Genomic DNA, 16181 nt, shown 5'->3' with positions numbered 1-16181 from the left:
GCCCGACGGGCGACGAACGTCGCAACCGGCGCGCCGATCGGTCGGCCGGGGATGGATTAGCGTGTGCGGGCGTGACCGATCCGCTTGCCCCGCTGACCACTCTGCCCGGCGTCGCCGAGGCGGGGGAGGAGGCGCGCGAGGCCCTGGGCCGGGCGCACCGGCACCGGGCGAATCTGCGCGGCTGGCCCGGCACGGCCGCCGAGGCAGCACTGCGGGCGGCCCGCGCGTCGTCGGTGCTCGACGGTGGTCCGTTGCAGTTCTCGGCTGAGGGCACGGGGAGCGAGGACAGTGACCGCGACAGCGACAGGGATCCGGTGCTCGCCGGTGCGTTACGCGTTGCGGAGGCACTCGAAGGCGGTCAGGGCGCCCTCATCGGGGTGTGGCGGCGAGCTCCGCTGCAGGCCATCGCGCGGTTGCATTCGTTGGCCGCAGCCGACCTCGTCGACGCAGATTCTCTCGGCCGTCCACGCACGAACCCCGACATCGGCCGCCGCCTGGAACTGCTCGCCGACCTCGCGACCGGCGCAACTCGGGTGCCCGCGACGGTCCTCGCTGCGGTGGCCCACGGCGAACTGCTGACGCTGGCACCCTTCGGCAGCGCCGACGGCGTGGTGGCGCGCGGGGTGTCCCGGCTGATCACGATCGCCAGCGGGCTGGATCCCCACGGTCTCGGGGTGCCGGAGATGCACTGGATGCGCCGATCGGGCGACTACACCGCAGCGGCAAGGGGTTTCGCCTCTGGCACCCCGACCGGACTGGCGGCATGGCTGGTGCTCAGCAACGAGGCGCTGCACGCGGGTGCCCGCGAGGCATTGTCGATCGCGGCCTCAGCCTCGTCCTGAGATCTACTCAGCAAAGCAAAAGCGGGCGGCGTTCCGAAGTAATTCGAAAAGTACTTCGGCGCGCCGCCCGCCAGCACGAGTCGCTGGTTACCATGCGTGCGTTGTGGGTTGCGTGGGTGGCCTCGGCGCTGCGCGATCCGTTACGGCTGCGACCCCACCCAAAGGATCGTCGTGGCCGTCCGGTCTTCGCACTTACGCAGGCCCGCAACACTTTTGCCTGTTCCGCGGCATGTGCGCCGCGTGGGTTCCGGGACTCGTGCTGGGGAGCCGAGGTCGGGAGATCGAGCCTTCTCTTCCGGCTCGACCTTGGCCTCGCCCGGCTTCCGTGGTTCCTTTGTACTACGTGACTGCGGTCACATCAAGGCCTAAATGCGTCGGTTTCCCGATTCGTTACGCGGACCGTTCAGCTATGTATAGGAGGCAGATCAGAAGGCGAACCGACGCAACAGTGTGTAGGTCAGGGCTCCTGCCGCGAGCGCACTGACGCCGACGGCCGCCGTGGTCGCCACCGCCGCTCCGGACGGCGCAGGCAGCCGGTCGCGCAGCGACACCGGATTGGTGAACGACCGGATCGGCCAGTCGTGGGCGGCGGCCTCCTTGCGCAGCGCACGATCGGGGTTGACGACGGTCGGATGTCCGACCGTCGTCAGCATCGGGAGGTCGGTGATGGAGTCGGAGTAGGCGTAGCAGTGCTCGAGCGCGTACCCCTCGCGAGCGGCCAACGCGCGGATCGCCTCCGCCTTGCCCTCTCCGTAGCAGTAGAACGCGATGTCACCGGTGTAGCGGCCGTCTTCGACGACCATCCGGGTCGCCATCGCGTGTGTTGCGCCCAGGGCCCGTGCGATGGGACCGACGATCTCCTCGCCCGAGGCGGAGACGACGACCACGTCGCGACCGCACAGTTTGTGGTCGGAGATCAACTCCGCAGCTTCGGCGAACACCAGCGGGTCGACGATGTCGTGCAGCGCTTCACCGACCACCGACTTGACCTGCTCGACGTCCCAGCCGGCGCACATCGTCGTGATGTGGGCGCGCATCCGGTCCATCTGATCGTGATCGGCGCCGGACATGGTGAACAAGAATTGCGCATAGGCGGATTTGAGGACCGTTCGCCGGTTCATTAGCCCCTGGCTGAAGAACGGTTTGCTGAAAGCCAAAGTGCTGGATTTAGCGATGACGGTTTTGTCGAGATCGAAGAACGCCGCGGTCCGCACGGGGTGCTCGCCGGACGGCGTCCCGGAGGCCGCTTCGGCACCCGTCGCCGGGTCGGAGGGGTTCACGCTGTCAGCATAAGACTCGCTCGCGTGACAAATAGCGGCAGATCGTACAAATTGGCAGTTCACGACACGTGGCTGCGTCTGCAGCGATTTCAAGATCTGCGTCGACTTCTCTGCGGCGCGGTCTTGCGCCAGTCCGCTCGCGCGTGTGTATAGTGGGCATCACTCGGCTTATGCCGGGTGTGCATCAGCCCGACCCCCCGGGGCTGATACACGACGACCTCCGCCTCCTCCCCCCCTGGCGGGGGTCGTCCCTTTTCTGGACCAATTCGCAATGCGGATAGTTCACGGTCCACCCCAATAGTTGCGGAACGTCATTTTCGGCGACCGCGCAAGTCTCCGGATGCGGACCTGTGGACAGGTCCGCGGTCATCCACAGGACGCCGCGGCGCCCTGGCGGCGGGCATCGGACGCCGCGCAGTCTGAGCGACATGACCGCTGCCGCCGTTCTGATCGTCGTCTCCGATCGCGTCCTGCGCGGGCTGATCGACCGCGTGGTCGCCGCGTCCGGTGTGCACGCCGTCCGCAGCGCCGATGCCGCGGACCGACGCGCGTGGTCCGGTGCGGCGGCCGTTCTGCTCGACACCGCGGCGGCTCGCGCGTGCGTCGACGGCGCTCTTCCCCGGCGGGCGGGCGTGGCGTTGATCTGCACGTCTGGCCCCGACGCGGCCCACTGGGAGGCTGCCGTCGCGGTCGGCGCCCACCACGTCCTCGCGCTGCCCGCCCAGGAGGCCGACCTCATGGCGGTGCTGACCGAAGCTGCCGACGGGTCACCGGACGGCGGGCGCCGAGGTTCGGTGGTCGCGGTGATGTCAGGTCGCGGTGGGGGTGGTGCGTCCGTGTTCTCGGTGGCGTTGGCCCGGACGGCCGGCGAGGCTCTGCTCATCGACGCGGACCCGTGGGGCGGCGGTCTCGATCTGGTCCTGGGCAGTGAAACCGTGCCGGGTTTGCGGTGGCCGGACCTGACGCTGGCCGGCGGGCGCCTGGCCTACTCGGCTCTGCGCGCTGCGCTGCCCCGGTCCCACGGCGTCGCGATCCTGGCGGGCAGCCGAGTGCTGGCCGGCGAACGACCCGCTGCGGAGCTCGACCCGCGAGCGCTGGGCGCGGTGGTCGACGCCGGCAGCCGGGCGGCCGTGACAGTGGTCTCCGATGTCGCCCGCCGCCCCTGCGCGGCCACCGACACAGCCGTGAGCGCAGCAGATCTCGTGGTGTTGGTCACACCCGCCGACGTACGGTCCTGCGCAGCCGCGGCCGCAACGGCGCAGTGGGTGCTCGCCAGCAACCCCAACACCGGGCTGCTCGTGCGCGGCCCGTCCCCCGGCGGACTGCGGCCCATCGATGTCGCGCGCATCGTCGGATTGCCGCTGCTGGCGACCATGCGTCCGCAACCGGGTGTGGATCAGCAACTCGAGCGCGGTGGTGTGCGGATGCGGGGGAGTTCGCCGCTGGCCGTCGCCGCTCGCACCGTGCTGGCCGTGCTGCAGACCCAGGGCGACTCAGCGAGAGGCGTCGCTGCGTGAACTCGCCTCTGCTCGATCGGGTCCGCGAGCGTCTCGCCGCCGACGGTGCAGCGCTGCGGCCGAGTGTCGTGGCAGCGGCGATCCGCGCCGAGTCGGGAGGCGTGCTCGGGGACACCGAGGTGCTCTCCAGCCTGCGTGAACTGCAGACCGAACTCGTCGGAGCGGGCATCCTCGAGCCGCTGCTCACCGCGCCCGGCACCACCGACGTGCTCGTCACGGCGCCGGACGCGGTGTGGGTCGACGACGGGACGGGTTTGCGACGCAGTGGTGTGAGGTTCGCTGACGACGCCGCGGTGCGGCGCCTCGCGCAGCGGCTCGCGCTGGCGGCGGGCCGGCGCCTCGACGACGCCCAACCGTGGGTCGATGGCCACCTCACCGACCTGGGGAGATCGGCGGGGGCTCCGATGAGTGTGCGGCTGCACGCCATGTTGTCGCCGATCGCCGCGGGCGGCACCTGTCTGTCCCTGCGCGTGCTGCGCCCCGCCACCCAGGACCTGGATGCGCTGGCGGCCACCGGCACCATTCCCGCCGAGGCGGCTGCGTTGTTGCGTGGCATCATCGCGGCCCGGCTCGCCTTCGTGGTGTCGGGCGGCACGGGTAGTGGCAAGACGACGATGCTGGCCGCGCTGCTCGGTGCAGTGCCCGCCGACGAACGGATCCTCTGCGTCGAGGACGCCGCGGAGCTGGCACCGCCTCATCCGCACCTGGTCTCGCTGGTCGCCCGCGCAGCCAATGTGGAGGGCGTCGGCGAAGTCACCGTGCGCGACCTGGTTCGGCAGGCGCTGCGGATGCGGCCCGACCGCATCGTCGTCGGCGAGGTGCGCGGCGCCGAGGTGGTGGACCTGCTCACCGCGCTGAACACCGGTCATGACGGCGGCGCGGGCACGGTGCACGCGAACAGCCCGGCAGAGATCCCCGCTCGATTCGAGGCGCTCGCCGCCCTCGGCGGGCTGGGCCGCGCGGCGCTGCACAGTCAGCTCGGCGCGGCGATCCAGGTGGTCGTGCACATGTCACGGACCCGGACGGGCCAGCGCCGGGTCGCCGAAATCGGGGTGCTCAGACGCGAGCGCGACGGCGCGGTGTCGGTGGTGCCGGGCTGGGATGCCGACAGCGGGCAGCGAGAGGGTGCGGACACGCTGCGGCGTCTCATCGAGCGTAGGTGTGGGTCGTGACAGTGGCGGCAGTGGCGTTGGCGCTGGCGCTGCTGGCGTGGGCACCGACGACGCGGGCGCCTGCCCGGCCGATGGCGGCCCGGCCGCGTCGGCGGCCGCCGACGCTGCTGGTCGCCCTTCTCGCCGGCACGGTGTCGGCCTGCATTCTCCCGCTGACCCTGGTGCTTGCGGCCGCAACGATGGTGACGGTGGTGGCGGTGCGCCATCGGTGCCGTGCCAGGCGGCGCGTGGGCATCCACGAGGCGAACGCGCTGCACGGTGCGCTCGAGGTCCTGGTCTCCGAACTACGGGTCGGGGCGCATCCCGTCGCGGCGATCGACACCGCTGCCCGGGAGATCGCGGGGCCGGTCGGCACGTCGTTCGCCGCCGTCGCGGCCCGTGCGGTTCTCGGTGCCGACGTCGTGGCCGGACTGCGGGCAGAGTCGCACCGCTCACTGGTGCCGGGGCACTGGGAACGGTTGGCGGTGTGCTGGCAGCTCGCTGCGCGGCACGGACTCGCGATCGCATCGCTGATGCAGGCCGCGCAGCGCGACCTGGCTGAACGCGAACGCTTCCGGTCCCGGGTGGACGCGGGGATGGCGGGCGCGCGCACCACGGGCACGCTGCTGGCCGGGTTACCGGTGCTGGGCGTGCTGCTCGGGTGCGCGATCGGTGCCGATCCGCTGGGTTTCCTGATGTCCGGCGGCATCGGTGGGTGGCTGATGTGTATCGGCACTGCGCTCATCGGGGTCGGTCTGCTGTGGTCGGACCGAATCACGGCCTCGGTGCTGATATGACGTCGGCCGCACTGTTCCTCGCACTCGCAGTGCTCGCGCTCCCGCAGGTGTCCACGGCGCTAAGGGCGACAGAGCGGCACGCGCCGTCGCAGGCCCGTCCGCCGGCGCCGGCGGACGGGCCGCTCGCGGTGGCGGCAGCGCTGGATGCGTTCGCGGCGTGCCTGCGCGCGGGGATGGCGGTGTCGAGTGCGGCGGCAGCGGTCGCCGAGGCGGCGCCGTCCCGGCTGGCGGCTGTCTTGCGGCGTGGCGCCGACCTGCTGGCGCTGGGGGCGGATGCCGGCCGGGCCTGGGCGGACCCGGCAGACGAAGCCGACATGCATGTGCGCGCCTATCTGCGGCTGGCGCGCCGATCGGCGGCATCGGGCGCCGCGCTGGCGCAGGGCGTCGAGGATCTCGCGACCACGCTGCGAGCCGAGGCCGCTGATGCTGCCGGAGCCCGAGCCGAGCGGGCCGCCGTCCTGATCGCAGGCCCGCTGGGGCTCTGCTACCTGCCGGCGTTCATCTGCCTGGGCATCGTGCCGGTCATCGCGGGGCTGGCCGGAGATGTCCTGCGCTCAGGAATGTTGTGACAACCAACGAGGAGGATCTGCATGCTCAATCAACGAGTCGCTGCACTGCGGGCGCGTCTGCTGCTGTTCGCGGTGGCCGACGACGGAATGTCCACCGTCGAGTACGCGATCGGCACCATCGCTGCCGCGGCCTTCGGCGCGATCCTGTACACGGTCGTGACGGGGGATTCGATCGTCGGTGCGCTGACCAACATCATCACGCGCGCCCTGAACACGAACATCTAGATGCTGGTTTCGCGACCGTGGAGGCGGCGTTCGCCATCCTCACGCTCGTGGCGATCCTGGCGGTCTGCCTGGCCGGGCTCACCGCGATCACCATGCAGGTGCGGTGTGTCGATGCCGCCAGGGAAGCCGCCCGCCTCGCCGCTCGCGGTGACGAGAACGCCGCCACCGCGACCGCCCGCCAGATCGCGCCGCCGCACGCCGGCATCGAACTGCGGCGCGACGGCGGGTTCGCGGTCGCGACCGTCACATCGCGGGCGGCGCTGCTGCCGGGCGTCGCGATCACCGCCCGTGCCGTCTCGGCGCTGGAGCCGGGCGTCTGACGACACGGGCGCTGCCACCGTCCTCGCGGCGTTCCTGATCACCGCCGTGGCGGCCGTCGCGGCGGGCGGTGCCGTGCTCGGCTCGGTCGTGATCGCCCGGCATCGCGCGGCCGCGGCGGCGGATCTCGCCGCGTTGAGTGCTGCGGCCGCACTGCCCGGCGGCAGAGAGGCGGCGTGCACGACGGCGGCTTCCGTGGCACGGGCGATGGCCTCTACGGTGACCGGGTGCGAGGTCGACGGGCTGGACGTGCTGGTGACCGCCGAGGTGGTGCCGGCGATCGGCGCGGCTCTGGTCGGCGCGGCAACAGCGGCCGCCCGCGCGGGCCCGCTCGAAGCGGCAGGGTTTACGTGGCCGTAAGCCTGGATACGCACCCGTCATGACCGGCCGCGAACTGCTCGCCGGCCGCTACGAACTGCGCGGCCTGCTCGGTCGCGGCGGGATGGCCGAGGTCCGCGACGGCTGGGACACCCGGCTGTGCCGGCCGGTGGCCGTCAAGGTGCTGCATCCGCACATGGCCGACGATCCCGAGCTGCGCCGTCGATTCGAGGTCGAGGCGAAGGCGGCGGCAGCCCTCGAGCATCCCAACGTGGTCGCCGTCCACGATTTCGGCGAGCATGACGGAGCGCCGTTCATCGTGATGGAGCGGCTCCCCGGCCGCACGCTGCACGACATGATGGGCGCGGGTCCGATGGCTCCCCACCAGGTTCGCGCCATCCTCGACGACGTCCTCGCCGGCCTGAGCGTTGCTCACGCCGCCGGCGTGCTGCACCGCGACGTCAAACCGGGCAACGTCCTGGTCTCGTCGTCCGGAGATCGGATGAAGGTCGCCGACTTCGGCATCGCCAAGACCGGCGGCGGCGCCGAAACCAAGACGGGCCAGATCATCGGGACCCTGTGCTACATGAGCCCGGAGCGGGTCACCGGAGCTCCCGCGTCGGTCGCCGACGACCTCTACGCCGTCGCCGTCATCGGGTACGAGGCGCTGGTCGGGCACCGCGCCTTCCCGCACGACAACCCGGTCGCCCTGGCCCGCGCGATCATCGACACACCGCCGCCTCCGCTGAGCCAGATGCGCACCGACATCGATCCCGCGCTGGCGGCCGTGATCACCCGCGGGATGGCCCGCGATCCCGCTCACCGCTTCGGCGGCGCGGACCACATGCGCGCCGCACTGGCCGGTGACCCCGCTGCTCTGGCCGCTCCACGACCCGTCGCCGCCGCGCCGCGACCCGCCACGCGGGTGATGGCGACCCCGCTACCACCGACCGCGGGGTACCCGCCGCCCCCGCCGGTGCGCGCGACCCGAGGGCGGCGGAATCCGCGCCGCGTCATCCTCGCGGGGGCCGCCATCGCCGCCGCGTTCGTCGTCTCGGCGCTGGCGCTCGCACTCGATCCCTTCAGCTCGTCACCCTCGCCGGCGTCGGTCACCACCAGCACCAGCGTGACCCCGCCGCCCACCCCGCCTCCCACCGAGCCGAGCAGTGCGACCCCGGTGACGTCGGCACCACCGCCGGCCGTGGCACCGGCCCCGGCCCCCAAACCGCGGGGAGGCGGACCGGGGCCCGGCCACGGCAACGGCAACGGCCACGGAAACGGCAAGAAGGACAAGCCCTAGCCCGGCACCTGAGCGACTCAGCGCTCCTCGAGCCGGGCCTCGGAGAGTTCGTCGTCGGTCGGAAGACGCAATTCGGCGAGTCCAGCGATCACCCCGTCGTGCAACTCGATGCGGTGAACCGTCACGTGCACCGGCGTCCAGCCGCCGTCGCGGGCGATCACCCGCAGCACGCCCGACACCGACCCCTCCCCGAAACCCGCGGCCATCTCGGCGACCGCGGGGCGATCGTGCGGGTGAATGGCCTGCTCACTCGACATCCCGGCCCGCCAGTCGAAGAACGGTGCCGGATCGTCGAGCCATTTGACGAGCATCCAGTGAGCGGGATCGACCAGCGCCCGGTGGATGCCCGGCCTGGCCAGGCTGGCCAGGATCCGCTCGGCCAGGGAGGCCTCGCTGTCAGGCTTGCCCTCGTGCACGCTGCGCCAGGTCATCGCTCGGCACACCAACCGCGGCGCCCCGTCGTCATCGACGTCGTCGTCGACCTCCTCGAGCGAGCGCGCCACGAAGCCGATGGTGATCTGCTCCCCGCGGTGATCGGTGACGTCCCACGTCGTACAGATCGTCACACCGGGCCGCGGCTTGATCAGCATGCTGATCACCTCCGCCTCGCGCGGATTGAGATCGCGACGAGGGAGGTCGTCGGCGAACGCGCGGCCCTGCGTCGGTTGCGTCGCCGGATCCCATCCGCCGATCTTGAGGGATTCGACCGTGTCGGTGGCGGTGCCGTTGGTGAGGTCCCACAGCAGGCAACCCACCTCCGGGCGTGGTGGCGGGTCCTCATGGGCCGCACCGATCCACATCTGCACCCCGTGGATGCGGCCGTCCGACATCGCGACCACCTCGGTGCGGATCACGCAGTCGTTCTTCGGGGTGATGCTGCTCAACCCGGTCCGGCCGCGCACCGTCTCACTGATCGCGGTCTGGATCGCCATCAGGTGAGGGTTGCGCCGAAGCAGAGACGAGATCGGGATCAAGTTCTTGGTGTGGGCCCCCTGAGCGACCACGGTCGGTTCGCTCCCCAGCGTCTCCACGAGCATCCAGTCGTGGCTCATGACGTGATCCTACCGAGCCGTCTGCTGCGAGATCCGCATCCAGACCCCCCTCGGGAATGTCGATATGCCCAGTGAAGAGCAAATTTGTCTTGCCTCGGTGCACCTCCCCCGGTAGGTTCCCAGCTACTGGGGCGGGTACGGATTCCGTCGTCGGGTCCGCGGCGATCGTCGAGGGGTCGGTCGCTCCGCCCGTCAGCGGGCATCGACGCGCGACACTGCGGCGAGCACCAGACGCAACACCCGGACCGCACCGTCCTTGTCGAGTGGATCGTTGCCGTTGCCGCATTTCGGCGACTGCACGCACGACGGACACCCCGCCGGGCACTCGCACGACTCGATCGCCGAGGCCGTGGCCGCCCACCACCGCGTGATCGCACCGAATCCCCGAGCCGCGAAGCCGGCGCCGCCGGGATAGCCGTCGTAGACGAAGATCGTCGGTAGCCCGTCCACCGGGCCGACGGCGGTGGACACGCCGCCGATGTCCCCCCGGTCGCAGCTGGCGATCAGCGGGAGCAGCCCGATGGCAGCGTGTTCGGCTGCGTGCAGCGACCCGGGGGTGCGCAAGGGGTCGATTCCGCTGTCGGACAGTGCTTCCGGGGTGATGGTGCACATCACCGCCATGGTCTCGAGCGTGCGCGTGGGCATGTCGAGTTCGCAGAAGTCGATGACCTCGCCGTCGAGGCGCCGCCTCAGATATCCGGTGACGGTGTTGCTCACGCACACGGGCACCAGGCCGATCGTCACGGGACCGTACCTCGCGCGGTCACCCGGGCCGGTGACCGTGATGTCGGTGACTTCCCGGGCGAAGGTGGTGTATCCGGGGTCCTCGGCGTGCACGAAAGCGATACCGTCCTCAAAGTCCAGCGAATCCACCACGTAGCTCTCGCCCTGGTGGAGGTAGACCGCGCCAGGGTGCACCGAAGCGGCGGCCTGTCCGGCACCGGTGCTGCCCAGCATCCGGCCGGTACCCGCCTCGAGGATCGCGACCTGACCGCCGATCGATCCCCGGATGTCCACGGCCGGATGGGGATCGAGCCCGGGGGCGGGGAAATAGCCACTGGGCCGGCGACGCAACAGACCGTCGTCGACCAGAGTGCCCGCCACCGCCTCGGCGTCCCACATCCGCACCTCGGCGTCGGTCAGCGGCAATTCGGTGGCCGCGCACAGCAGTTGGGGGCCCAGCACATAGGGGTTGGCCGGATCGATCACGACCCGCTCGATCGGCTTGTCCAGCAGCGCAGCCGGATGATGCACCAGATACGTGTCCAGGGGGTCGTCGCGTGCGATGAGTACCACCAGCGCTCCCTGACCGCGCCGGCCCGCCCGCCCGGCTTGCTGCCAGAACGACGCGACCGTGCCCGGAAAGCCCGCCAGGACAACGGCGTCGAGCCCGGCGATGTCGACGCCGAGTTCGAGCGCGTTCGTCGTCGCCATGCCACGCAGCCGTCCGTCGGCGAGCGCGCGCTCCAGCTCGCGGCGATCCTCGGCCAGGTACCCCGCCCGGTACGACGCGACCTGCTCGGCCAATTCCGGTGTCGTCTCGGCCAACCGGGTTCTGGCCCCGAGGGCCGTCAGCTCTGCTCCGCGTCGGGAGCGCACGAACGTCAGAGTCCGTGCGCCCTCGGTGATCAGGTCGGCCATCACGCGTGACGCCTCCGCACCGGCCGAGCGGCGCACCGGCGCACCGTTCTCTCCGACGAGATCGGTGAGCAGGGCCGGCTCCCACAGCGCCACCGTGCGCGCGCCCTGCGGTGAGCCGTCCTCGGTGACCTCGATGACGGTCTGCCCGATCAGCTCGGCCGCGGTGATCGCGGGCTCGGCGGTCGTGGCACTGGCGAAGATCACCGTCGGCATCTGCCCGTCGGGGGAGTAGCGCGCGCACAGGCGTAGCAGCCGACGCAGCACCATCGCCACGTTGGAGCCGAAAATGCCTCGGTAGTAATGGCATTCGTCGACGACCACGAACTTCAGGTGGCGCAGGAAGACCGCCCAGCGGGCATGGTTGCGCAACATCGACAGGTGGATCATGTCGGGGTTGGAGAAGATCCAGCGGGAGCGCTCGCGGGCGAATCGCCGGACATCGGCCGAGGTGTCGCCGTCGTAGGACGTCGGGGCGACGTGATCGAGTCCGGCCGCAGCGGTCAACGACGCGACGGCGCGCAACTGATCGTGTCCGAGGGCCTTGGTGGGCGAGAGGTACAGCGTCCGTGAGCGCGGGTTGTCCTTCAGCTCCGTCAGAATGGGCAGCTGATACGCCAGCGATTTGCCCGACGCGGTGCCAGTGCTGAGGACGACGTGGCGGCCGGCATGGGCATGCTCGGCGGCGGTGAGCTGATGTGACCACAGGCTGCTGATGCCGTGATCGACGAACGCCCGCACCACATCTGAGGGCGCCCAGGACGGCCAGTGCCGGCTGTGTGCGGGGCGAGGCGGGAGGTCGGCGACATGACGCAACGGATGCTCGTCCGGCGCGGTGCCGTCGACCGCGCAGGCGAGCAGCGCGCGGCCGAATCCCTGCGCCGGATCGGGCACCTCGGAGCCTCTCACCCATCCCCTACATCGTGTCGTATGTGAATTGTGGACTACATGATGCTGTGCAAGAGCTTGTCGGACTGTCGCAGCAGCGCTGTTCATGGTTGACTTACCGCGGTCGCAGCTTCTGTGTTCGTGTATACGCACTCGCAGGAACAACGTTGCGATCGCGGTTCCTGCGAGGGTTGTAGGTCGGGTCGAGTTCCGAGCACTCCACGAAGGTATGGCGGTCGGAACGGGCCCGGTCTGCCGAAAGACGGCGGGCCGCACCCGGTGAAACACAGAGAAGGAAATTACGAAAGATGCCACAGGGAACTGTGAAGTGGTTCAACGCGGAGAAGGGCTTCGGCTTCATCGCCCCCGAGGACGGCTCCGCTGACGTTTTTGTCCACTACACGGAGATCCAGGGTTCCGGCTTCCGCACCCTGGAAGAGAACCAGAAGGTCGAGTTCGAGGTCGGCCAGAGCCCCAAGGGGCCGCAGGCCACCGGCGTTCGCGCCGTCTGAGTCACCTTAAGACCTGGCACCCCCGCGTCACCGCCCGCCGGCGGCGCGGGGGTGTTTTCGCATCAGGTCATCACCGCGGCGCCGCGTCCCCGCCGGCATCCGCGGTGATGCTGCCTGGCTGGCCTACTGTCATCTGTGTGAGCCAGCTGTCCTTCTTCTCGGCTGAGTCGGTGCCACCGGCCATCGCCGACCTGACGGGGATGCTGGCCGGACCGGGTCAGGCCGTACTGGTCGCCGGTGCGCAGGGGCAGGCCGCGCGCCTGTCGGTGGTCGTGGACCGGCCGTGGCGCGCCGAGGCGCTGGCCGAGATGATCGCCGACGCGGGACTGTCGCCCGAGATCTCCCGCACCGACGAGAACACGCCTCTGGTCCGGACCGCGGTCGATGCCCGGTTGACTCCGATCGCGCTGGAGTGGACGCGCGGTGCGGTCAAGACCGTGCCGCCGCAATGGCTGCCCGGGCCGCGCGAGCTGCGCGCGTGGACGCTGGCAGCGGGTACTCCGGAAGCCGATGACCGCTATCTGCTCGGGTTGGATCCGCACGCGCCGGACACGCATTCGGTGCTCGCGTCGGCGATGATGCGGGTCGGGATTGCGCCGACGCTGATCGGGACCCGGGGTTCGCGGCCGGCGCTGCGGATCAGTGGCCGACGCCGGCTGTCGCGCCTGGTAGAGAACGTGGGGGAACCTCCGGAGGACGCCCAGGCGTTGGCGTCATGGCCACGGATCTGACGGCCGGCGGACGCTCGTCCGGCGGGGAGCCGGTTTGCGTCGGCACGCGCAGGGTGCGAAATTGATCGGTGCCGGGGCCGGGTGGCGCAGCGATGTGTGAGCCTGCCGGCGGTACAGAGAAGAAGTAGTAGGAGTCGAGATAGTGAACGGGATAGGTGGCTGACGGAGACCGCGACCGCGGTGGAAACGGCAGGGTTAGGCGGCTCGTCATTGTCGAGTCGCCCACCAAGGCGCGCAAAATCGCCGGCTATCTCGGGTCGAACTACATCGTCGAGTCGTCCCGTGGACACATCCGCGACCTGCCGCGCAACGCCGCGGACGTCCCGGCGAAGTACAAGTCGGAGCCGTGGGCCCGGCTCGGGGTGAACGTCGACGAGAACTTCGAGCCGCTCTACATCATCAGCCCGGAGAAGAAGAGCACGGTTGCCGAGCTGAAGGACCTGCTCAAAGGCGTCGACGAGCTCTATCTCGCCACGGACGGTGACCGCGAAGGCGAGGCCATCGCCTGGCACCTGCTGGAGACCCTGAAGCCGCGCATCCCGGTCAAGCGCATGGTGTTCCACGAGATCACCGAGCCGGCGATCCGCGCCGCCGCGGAAGATCCACGCGACCTGGACAACGCGCTGGTCGACGCCCAGGAGACCCGCCGCATCCTCGACCGTCTCTACGGCTACGAGGTCAGCCCCGTGCTGTGGAAGAAGGTCGCCCCCAAGCTCTCGGCCGGCCGGGTGCAGTCCGTCGCGACCCGCATCATCGTGCAGCGCGAGCGCGAGCGCATGGCGTTCCGCAGCGCCGGCTACTGGGATGTCTCCGCCGAGCTCGACGCCAGCGTCTCCGACGCGAACGCCACGCCTCCGACGTTCACCGCCAAGCTCAACACCGTCGACGGAAGGCGCGTGGCGACCGGCCGCGATTTCGACTCCCTCGGTGGGCTGAAGAAGCCCGACGAGGTGCTCGTTCTCGACGAATCCGCCGCGAATGCTCTGGCCGGCGGCTTGCGCGGGGCCCAGCTGCAGGTGTCCTCGGTCGAGCAGAAGCCCTACACCCGCCGCCCCTACCCACCGTTCATGACCTCGACGCTGCAGCAGGAGGCCGGCCGCAAGCTGCGGTTCTCCTCCGAGCGCACGATGAGCATCGCCCAGCGGCTGTACGAGAACGGCTACATCACCTACATGCGTACCGACTCGACCACGCTGTCGCAGTCGGCCATCAACGCGGCCCGCACGCAGGCCCAGCAGCTCTACGGCGAGGAGTACGTGCATCCGTCGCCGCGCCAGTACACCCGCAAGGTGAAGAACGCCCAGGAAGCGCACGAGGCCATCCGGCCCGCCGGCGACGTGTTCGCCACGCCGGGGCAGCTGCACGCCGCGCTGGACACCGACGAGTTCCGGCTCTACGAGCTGATCTGGCAGCGCACCGTGGCCTCCCAGATGGCCGATGCGCGCGGCACCACGCTGAGCCTGCGGATCGCGGGGCAGGCCTCCGGCGGCGAACAGGTCGTCTTCAACGCCAGCGGCCGCACGATCACGTTCCCGGGCTTCCTCAAGGCCTACGTGGAAAGCCTCGACGAGCAGGCCGGTGGTGAGGCCGACGACGCCGAGAGCCGGCTGCCGAACCTGACGCAGGGCCAGCGCGTCGACGCCAAGGACCTGACCGCCGACGGGCACACGACCAGCCCGCCGGCCCGCTACACCGAGGCGTCGCTGATCAAGGCGCTCGAAGACCTCGGCATCGGCCGGCCGTCGACGTACAGCTCGATCATCAAGACCATCCAGGACCGCGGCTACGTGCACAAGAAGGGCAGCGCGCTGGTGCCGTCGTGGGTGGCGTTCGCCGTCATCGGCCTGCTCGAGCAGCATTTCGCGCGGCTGGTCGACTACGACTTCACCGCGGCGATGGAGGACGAGCTCGACGAGATCGCGGCGGGTAACGAGCGAAGGACCAACTGGCTCAGCAACTTCTACTTCGGCGGCGAGCACGGCGTGGACGGCTCGATCGCGCGCGCCGGCGGTCTGAAGAAGCTGGTGGGCGGCAACCTCGAGGACATCGACGCGCGACTCGTCAACTCCATCAAGCTGTTCGACGACGCCGAGGGTCGCGCGGTCAACGTCCGAGTCGGCCGCAACGGCCCGTATCTCGAGCGCATGGTGGACGATCCGGACAACCCGGGTGAGCTCAAGCCGCAGCGCGCCAACCTCAACGACGATCTCACCCCGGACGAGCTGACTCTCGAGCTGGCCGAAAAGCTTTTCGCCACACCGCAAGAGGGCCGATCACTGGGGATCGACCCCGAGACAGGCCACGAGATCGTGGCCAAGGACGGCCGGTACGGGCCGTACGTCACCGAGGTGCTGCCGGAACCACCCGACGATCCGGATGCCGGGTCGACGGCGAAGAAGGGCAAGAAGCCGACGGGTCCGAAGCCGCGCACCGGATCGTTGTTGCGCTCCATGGATTTGGAGACCGTGACGCTCCAGGACGCCTTGAAGCTGCTGTCGCTGCCGCGGGTGGTGGGCGTCGATCCGGCGACCGGTGATGAGATCACTGCGCAGAACGGCCGCTACGGCCCGTATCTGAAGAAGGGCACCGACTCTCGGTCGCTGGCCACCGAGGAGCAGATGTTCGACATCACCCTCGACGAGGCGTTGAAGATCTATTCCGAGCCGAAGCGCCGCGGCCGTCAGGGTGCGGCGACGCCGCCGCTGCGTGAGCTGGGCAACGACGCGGCATCGGGCAAACCGATGGTGATCAAGGACGGCCGCTTCGGCCCCTACGTCACCGACGGCGAAACCAACGCCAGCCTGCGCAAGGGCGACGACGTCATGTCGATCACCGACGAGCGGGCATCGGAGTTGTTGGCCGACAGGCGAGCTCGCGGACCGGTCAAGAAGAAGGCAGCCAAGAAGGCGCCGGCGAAGAAGGCCGCCAAGAAGGCGCCGGCCAAGAAGGCCGCCAAGAAGGCCTGACGACGATCAAGCGGCGAGGGACGAGCCGCGATGAGGAGTCGGGCAATAAGAGAAAGCCTGACGACGATAAGCGGCGA

The 16181-nt window shown here is 70.1% G+C and carries 15 protein-coding genes; 12 read left to right on the top strand and 3 right to left on the bottom strand.

The annotated features are described in order from the left end of the window. Positions 1-71 precede the first annotated feature (71 nt). Positions 72-842 (top strand): Fic family protein, encoded by a 771-nt coding sequence (locus tag ACXYX3_RS23540; protein ID WP_458609218.1) that lies wholly within the window; start codon positions 72-74, stop codon positions 840-842. A gap of 425 nt (positions 843-1267) precedes the next feature. Here ACXYX3_RS23540 and ACXYX3_RS23535 read toward each other — a convergent pair whose 3' ends face one another. Next, positions 1268-2056: an HAD-IB family hydrolase gene (locus ACXYX3_RS23535; protein WP_241204847.1), complete on the bottom strand. Its 789-nt coding sequence runs from the start codon at positions 2054-2056 to the stop codon at positions 1268-1270. A gap of 494 nt (positions 2057-2550) precedes the next feature. Between ACXYX3_RS23535 and ssd the strand changes: the two genes are divergently transcribed. Genes ssd through ACXYX3_RS23495 form a run of 8 tightly spaced genes read left to right on the top strand, consistent with a single transcriptional unit; the run spans position 2551 to position 8317 of the window. Continuing rightward, a complete protein-coding gene (gene ssd / locus ACXYX3_RS23530) occupies positions 2551-3639 on the top strand; it encodes a septum site-determining protein Ssd (RefSeq protein WP_458609216.1) in 1089 nt (362 codons plus the stop codon). Then, a complete protein-coding gene (locus ACXYX3_RS23525) occupies positions 3636-4811 on the top strand; it encodes a TadA family conjugal transfer-associated ATPase (protein ID WP_458609214.1) in 1176 nt (391 codons plus the stop codon). The genes ssd and ACXYX3_RS23525 overlap by 4 nt, the downstream gene beginning before the upstream one ends. Continuing rightward, entirely contained in the window at positions 4808-5587 is a 780-nt protein-coding gene (locus tag ACXYX3_RS23520) for a type II secretion system F family protein (protein ID WP_458609213.1), read from the top strand. Before ACXYX3_RS23525 ends, ACXYX3_RS23520 begins: the two co-directional genes overlap by 4 nt. Further along, positions 5584-6156, top strand: coding sequence for a type II secretion system F family protein (locus tag ACXYX3_RS23515; RefSeq protein ID WP_458609212.1), 573 nt, complete (start codon positions 5584-5586; stop codon positions 6154-6156). Before ACXYX3_RS23520 ends, ACXYX3_RS23515 begins: the two co-directional genes overlap by 4 nt. Positions 6157-6177: 21 nt before the next feature. Beyond that, the gene (locus tag ACXYX3_RS23510) at positions 6178-6381 is read left to right on the top strand and encodes a DUF4244 domain-containing protein (protein ID WP_241204609.1); all 204 of its coding nucleotides are present in this window, start codon (positions 6178-6180) and stop codon (positions 6379-6381) included. Positions 6382-6398: 17 nt separating this feature from the next. Continuing rightward, positions 6399-6701, top strand: a complete 303-nt coding sequence (locus ACXYX3_RS23505) for a TadE family type IV pilus minor pilin (protein ID WP_458609211.1) — start codon at positions 6399-6401, stop codon at positions 6699-6701. Further along, positions 6670-7059 carry an Rv3654c family TadE-like protein gene (locus ACXYX3_RS23500; RefSeq protein WP_458609210.1) on the top strand — a complete coding sequence of 130 codons (390 nt, stop codon included), beginning with the start codon at positions 6670-6672 and terminating at the stop codon, positions 7057-7059. The genes ACXYX3_RS23505 and ACXYX3_RS23500 overlap by 32 nt, the downstream gene beginning before the upstream one ends. 19 nt (positions 7060-7078) lie before the next feature. Continuing rightward, positions 7079-8317 (top strand): serine/threonine-protein kinase, encoded by a 1239-nt coding sequence (locus ACXYX3_RS23495; RefSeq protein ID WP_458609209.1) that lies wholly within the window; start codon positions 7079-7081, stop codon positions 8315-8317. Between the two features lie 17 nt (positions 8318-8334). Here ACXYX3_RS23495 and ACXYX3_RS23490 read toward each other — a convergent pair whose 3' ends face one another. Then, a complete protein-coding gene (locus ACXYX3_RS23490) occupies positions 8335-9369 on the bottom strand; it encodes a PAS domain-containing protein (protein WP_458609208.1) in 1035 nt (344 codons plus the stop codon). Between the two features lie 192 nt (positions 9370-9561). After that, positions 9562-11901, bottom strand: coding sequence for a DEAD/DEAH box helicase (locus ACXYX3_RS23485; protein ID WP_458612198.1), 2340 nt, complete (start codon positions 11899-11901; stop codon positions 9562-9564). 302 nt (positions 11902-12203) lie between these two features. Here ACXYX3_RS23485 and ACXYX3_RS23480 point away from each other — a divergent pair, with 302 nt between their 5' ends. The 3 genes from ACXYX3_RS23480 to topA all read left to right on the top strand — a co-directional run bounded on the left by ACXYX3_RS23480 (position 12204) and on the right by topA (position 16104). Further along, positions 12204-12407, top strand: coding sequence for a cold-shock protein (locus ACXYX3_RS23480; RefSeq protein ID WP_006243848.1), 204 nt, complete (start codon positions 12204-12206; stop codon positions 12405-12407). A 137-nt stretch (positions 12408-12544) separates the two neighbouring features. After that, positions 12545-13138, top strand: coding sequence for a hypothetical protein (locus ACXYX3_RS23475; RefSeq protein WP_241204604.1), 594 nt, complete (start codon positions 12545-12547; stop codon positions 13136-13138). Between the two features lie 155 nt (positions 13139-13293). Continuing rightward, positions 13294-16104 (top strand): type I DNA topoisomerase, encoded by a 2811-nt coding sequence (gene topA, locus ACXYX3_RS23470; RefSeq protein WP_458609206.1) that lies wholly within the window; start codon positions 13294-13296, stop codon positions 16102-16104. The last annotated feature ends 77 nt before the right edge of the window (positions 16105-16181 follow it).

Source organism: Mycobacterium sp. Panama NTM2 (assembly GCF_054355555.1).
The sequence above is the reverse complement of the archived record's forward strand: the minus strand, read 5'-3'. Positions and strand labels throughout refer to the sequence as shown.

Coding starts and splice junctions, on each gene's coding strand:
- ssd (WP_458609216.1), top strand. CDS start 2,551: ATGACCGCTGCCGCCGTTCTGATCGTCGTCTCCGATCGCGTCCTGCGC.
- ACXYX3_RS23515 (WP_458609212.1), top strand. CDS start 5,584: ATGACGTCGGCCGCACTGTTCCTCGCACTCGCAGTGCTCGCGCTCCCG.
- ACXYX3_RS23510 (WP_241204609.1), top strand. CDS start 6,178: ATGCTCAATCAACGAGTCGCTGCACTGCGGGCGCGTCTGCTGCTGTTC.
- ACXYX3_RS23495 (WP_458609209.1), top strand. CDS start 7,079: ATGACCGGCCGCGAACTGCTCGCCGGCCGCTACGAACTGCGCGGCCTG.
- ACXYX3_RS23490 (WP_458609208.1), bottom strand. CDS start 9,369: ATGAGCCACGACTGGATGCTCGTGGAGACGCTGGGGAGCGAACCGACC.
- ACXYX3_RS23480 (WP_006243848.1), top strand. CDS start 12,204: ATGCCACAGGGAACTGTGAAGTGGTTCAACGCGGAGAAGGGCTTCGGC.